5 protein-coding genes and 1 tRNA gene are annotated in these 5,323 nt (G+C 35.2%); 5 read left to right on the top strand and 1 reads right to left on the bottom strand.

The features are described from left to right. Positions 1-116 (bottom strand): DeoR family transcriptional regulator (locus IJ535_RS14225; protein WP_442961400.1); only part of this gene is annotated, 116 nt, incomplete at its 3' end. A gap of 151 nt (positions 117-267) precedes the next feature. Here IJ535_RS14225 and IJ535_RS11895 point away from each other — a divergent pair. The 5 genes from IJ535_RS11895 to IJ535_RS11875 all read left to right on the top strand — a co-directional run bounded on the left by IJ535_RS11895 (position 268) and on the right by IJ535_RS11875 (position 5,079). After that, positions 268-1,059 (top strand): HAD-IIB family hydrolase, encoded by a 792-nt coding sequence (locus IJ535_RS11895; RefSeq protein WP_294303129.1) that lies wholly within the window; start codon positions 268-270, stop codon positions 1,057-1,059. 244 nt (positions 1,060-1,303) lie between these two features. Further along, positions 1,304-1,376, top strand: a tRNA-Pro gene (locus IJ535_RS11890). Between the two features lie 26 nt (positions 1,377-1,402). Then, entirely contained in the window at positions 1,403-2,140 is a 738-nt protein-coding gene (locus tag IJ535_RS11885; RefSeq protein WP_294303126.1) for a YdcF family protein, read from the top strand. A 124-nt stretch (positions 2,141-2,264) separates the two neighbouring features. Continuing rightward, the gene (locus tag IJ535_RS11880; protein WP_294303123.1) at positions 2,265-3,506 is read left to right on the top strand and encodes a glycerate kinase type-2 family protein; all 1,242 of its coding nucleotides are present in this window, start codon (positions 2,265-2,267) and stop codon (positions 3,504-3,506) included. A gap of 148 nt (positions 3,507-3,654) precedes the next feature. After that, a complete protein-coding gene (locus IJ535_RS11875; RefSeq protein ID WP_294303120.1) occupies positions 3,655-5,079 on the top strand; it encodes an AAA family ATPase in 1,425 nt (474 codons plus the stop codon). Positions 5,080-5,323: the final 244 nt, after the last annotated feature.

Here is a 5,323-nt window from a genome sequence, read left to right as displayed (position 1 = left end):
TCAGACACACCAAATTTTTTTGATAAATCCTTTACATTTACGGTGGTATGTTCTTTTAATAATTCGTAGATAGATTCACGGCGGCTTATTCCATTATTTTCATTTATCTGTTTCATAGAAAACTCCTTCATAGGATATAATTTTTAATTAAACATAATTATATCACATAAATTCTGAAAAAAAACAGCAACGAACATTAAACTATGTTAATACATGTGCTATTATCTTTTTGCACTTGGAAATATAAAATAATGTCAGGAGATAGCAATGTATAAGAAAAAGTATTTGTTTTTTGATATTGATGGTACGCTGGCAGCAGGAGGATACGAAAATTTCTATATTCCAGACTCAACTGTTGTAGCGTTGCAAAAGCTTAAGAAGGCTGGTCATTTTTTATGTATTGCAACAGGCAGAGCGCAGGCTCTTGCAGTTGATATAATGAATGAGTTAGGTTTTGAAAATATGGTAAGTGATGGTGGTTATGGTATTACAATTAACAAAACTCTATTAGGAATCAAGCCACTTCCAAAAGAAAACGTGGTTGCTTTAATAAGAGAATGTCAGGAGAAAGGTTATCCATGGGGAATTCAGCCTGAAAATTCGGCTGTAAGATATGTTCCTGATGAGCGATTTAATGAAATCGCAAAGGACAAATATATGAAACAAAAGATAGTAAGGGGATTGAATCCTGAAGATTATGAACATATATATAAAGCATATGTAGCCTGCAGAGCAGAAGAGGAGAAAAATCTCAAAGCACTGGATAATCTTCCTTGTTGCAGATTTCATGAACGTTATTTGTTTATTGAGCCAAGCTACAAGTCTGTAGGCATAAAAAAGGTTATGGATTATTTTCATGCTGATTATACTGATGCTGTTGTTTTTGGTGATTCTGGCAATGATATTTCAATGTTTACAGATGATTGGACAAAGGTTGCCATGGGAAATGCTATTCCTGAATTGAAGAAACTTGCAGACTATGTGACTTCCGACGTTGATAAAGATGGAATTTACAAGGCCTGCGAGAAGTTAGGTTTATTTTATTCTGTTGTTTGTTAATACCTTTCAGCGTAATCTCGGTAGAGAGCGTTATGGAAGGTATTAATATAAAAAATATTTAAATCAGGGGCATATATTGATAAACACAATGATTCCTTTACAACTTATTAATTGATGGGTCATTTTTACTTTAAAGAACTGTTTCAATTCTTATGTCAAATATTTATAATTAATGAATGCAGGGAGATTCGATGAGTGAATGGCAGGTTATTAGTAAAAGGATAGCACGTAGAGGCTATCTCTTCGGGGTGTGGCTCAGATGGTAGAGCGCTACATTCGGGATGTAGAAGTCGCGCGTTCGAATCGCGTCACTCCGATTTTAGATTTAGTAGGGGGATAAGTAATGCGTAAACTAAGACTTGTATATGCAATGCTAGCTATTCTTTCATTATTGTACTCAGTTGTTGTATATATGGTAGGAAGCGGAACTTTTTCATTTATCATATGGATATTTGCAGCAATATTCTTTGGATTCTTATATATCATGGAAAAGAAAAGTCTGTGGTCTAAAGTACCAAAAGCAGTTAGATATGTATTTAGAGCACTAGTTGCTTTGGAACTTGCCATCTTTATCATATGCCAAGGATGTATATTAACGCAGTTCTTTTCAAAAGGAGAACCGGGAGCAGATTACATAATAGTCCTGGGTGCCCAAATGAGAGATTGGGGGCCAAGCGTTGTTTATAAGGCTAGACTGGATTCAGCAATTGAATATCTAAATGATAATCCAGATACTAAGGTTATTGTAACTGGTGGTCAGGGAGCTAATGAGTCTGTATCGGAAGGAGAAGGGGGCAAGACATATCTTCTAGAACAGGGTATAGCAGAAGATAGAATTATAGTTGAAAGCGAATCCCTTGATACAGACCAAAATATCAGTAATGCTTTGAATCTTGTAGAAGTAACAGCTGATATGAAAATTGGAATTGTAACCAATAATTTCCACGTATTCAGAGGGGTAATGATTGCAAAGCGTTACACTGATGCTGATGTAACAGGAATTGCTGCTTTCACAGAATATCAATACCTTCCAAACAATATGGTCAGGGAGACCTTTGGTATATTAAAAGATGTGATGTAAGAGGGGTAAAAATGAGTAGATTAAAAGAATTACGGGGGTATTCAACATGATAAGCAAATTATTGGCGGAAAAGTTTATTGAGCAGGTTATTGCATATACGACATATAATGGATGAGGAAAAGTAATGAATCAGAAATTAAAGAAAGATATTGATTACATTGTAGAAAACTCGATAAAAGCAGTGTTGCCTGACGAGGCGGTAACTAGAGCACTTAAGAATTTTTCGTATGGAGATGGCAAAGTGATTCTAGTTGCCGCTGGCAAGGCGGCTTGGCAAATGGCTTATGCTGCAAAAGGCGTTTTAAAGAAACTTGATGGCGGTATCGTAATTACGAAGTATGACCATGTAAAAGATAAGATTGAAGGGATAGAATGCTATGAAGCAGGACATCCTGTTCCTGATGAAAACAGTTTTAATGCTACAAAAAAAGCATTGAATATGGTATCTAATTTATCGTCAAATGATACTGTTGTGTTCCTATTATCTGGAGGAGGTAGTGCTCTCTTTGAAGTACCTTTAATCTCTGGAGAGGAATTGCAGGATATCACTAAACAGTTGCTTGCTAGTGGTGCAGATATTGTAGAAATTAATACAATTAGAAAGAGGCTAAGTCAAGTAAAGGGTGGTAGATTTGCACTAGCTTGTGCCCCTGCAAAGGTTTTCAGCATAGTTTTAAGCGATATTGTTGGAGATCCATTGGATATGATTGCAAGTGGACCAGCTTATCCCGATTATTCTACTTGTGAAGAAGCAAAGGATATTGTTCGTAAATATAACATTAAACTTTCGAAGCAAGCAGAAGAACTAATTGGGAAGGAGACACCAAAAGAGCTGAATAATGTTGAAACACATATAACAGGTTCCGTTAGAGAATTGTGTAAAGCTGCAGCAAACAATTGTGGAAAGTTAGGATATAAGCCAATAATATTAACAGACGAGCTCTGTTGCGAGGCTAGAGAAGCAGGCAGTTTCTTGGCTAGTATTGCAAAGACTAAATCAAAAGATAATGAAAAGCTGGCACTTATTGCAGGCGGTGAAACTGTGGTTCATCTAACCGGACAAGGTAAAGGCGGTAGAAATCAAGAGCTTGCTTTAAGTGCAGCTACCGTAATTAGTGGCAATAAGCCAATTGCTGTCGCATCAATTGGAAGTGATGGAACTGATGGACCAACTGATGCTGCAGGCGGATACGTAGATAATGAAACTTATTTAGAGTTATGTGATAAAGGCATTAATATCCATGATGTACTTATGAATAATGATGCTTATAATGCTCTTAAGGCTGCAAACGGTCTTATTATAACAGGAGCAACAGGCACCAATGTAAATGATGTTGCAGTTGCATTGATTGATAATTATGAATAATGAGCTTTATACGCAAATTTACATGCTTAATTGGAGAAAATAGCTTGTTAGAGATAAATTTCTCCAATTTAAATGGAAAAATTGCTATTATTTGGAGAAAATGATATAATCATATTGATTCTAATAGATATTTGTGTATGGTGGAAAGATGAAAATAATAAGCAGAAAACAAGAACGAAAAGAATTAGAGCGCTGTGATAAATCAAAAAAATCAGAGTTGGTTTGCGTATATGGTAGAAGACGAGTTGGGAAAACATACTTAATCGAGCAAACTTTTGGGGATTATTTTGCTTTTAGGGCAACAGCTATTGAAAATAGTAATAGTAAAAGTTTGTTAAAAGCTTTTTATCAGCGCTTGCTTGCTGCAGGGGATAAAACCAAGACTATACCCAAAGATTGGTATGAAGCATTTGCTCGCTTAGAAAATATATTGAATAGCGATGATGTAAAACTCTCTCCATATGGAAAAAAAATAGTTTTCTTTGATGAATTTCCTTGGTTTGCAACTCCACGCTCTGAATTTCTTTCAGCGTTTGAAGAATTTTGGAATAGACGCGGGACTCAATATGGTGATTTGGTATTTATAATATGTGGTTCAGCCACATCATGGATTATAAAAAATATAATAAATAATACAGGTAGCATGTACCATAGATTAACGGAAAAAATATTTATAAAACCATTCACTTTACATGAGACCGAGCTGTTCTTTAAGGATCGAGAATTTGACTGGTCGAAGGAACAAATAGCAGAATGTCAGATGGTATTTGGCGGGCTACCATACTTTTTTGATTTAATGAATGAATCACAAAGCTTTAGACAAAATGTTAACAGATTACTTTTAGGTGAGAACGCGTTATTAAAAGATGAAACAAATAGATTACTAGAGGCAACTCTTAGTAAATCACCAATATATAATGAAATTCTACAAGAATTATCTACTTACAAATATGGTGTAAGAAAATGCGATTTACAGGAGAAGCTGAAGGCGGCTGACGGAACCTACGCAAGAGCCATTGAGAACCTTAAGGAGTGCGGATATATCATAGAATACAAAAAAAATTACGAGAAGAATAATCCTCTATATTTACAATTGGTAGATCCATTCTTGATATTTCACTATCATTTTTTGTCCTTAAAGACAAGGCTTCATAGTTACGAAGAACTAGTTGAAAATGAAGGTAAATATAACAACTGGCGTGGCTGCGCCTTTGAAACATTGTGCATTCAGCATGTAGATAACATAAAACGAGCGCTTGGTATATCAGGTGTAAAGACAAATTGCTACACTTGGAATAATCTTGGAAGTGAAGATAGCGCTCAAATAGACTTAGTCATAGAGAGAGCGGACAATATAACAGACATATGTGAAATTAAATATACAGATGCCGCCTTCACAATGGATAAAAGTTATGAAGAAAAACTATTGCATAAAAGAGACGTGTTTAAGAATGTGACAAAAACAAAACAAGCTTTAAAAATTGTTATGATATCCGCTCATGGAGTAAAGGGAAAGGCCTATACTGAATATATATCAGAAATAATTACGTTAGAAGATTTATTTGGAGAATAGCATGGAAATAAAAAGCAGCTTCGGCTGCTTTTATTGTGCAAAAATCCAGTAAAATCAAGGCCTTGAGCTGTCCGTTTTATAACAATAGTGTTGGGTATACTAATAATGTAAGCGTAGTTACAGCTTACGGTGTTAGGATATTAAAAAGCTCCCTCGAACCGCTTAAATTAGCAGTTTGAAGGAGCTTTTATTTCGTCTGGGATTTCTTTTGACCATGGCAAAAGTTTTTCAATTATTTCTTTTG

Origin of the sequence: Pseudobutyrivibrio sp. (assembly GCF_017471675.1) — a bacterium.
In the GTDB taxonomy this organism is placed as follows: Bacteria; Bacillota; Clostridia; order Lachnospirales; family Lachnospiraceae; genus Pseudobutyrivibrio.
This window is presented reverse-complemented; position numbering and strand designations above follow the sequence as displayed.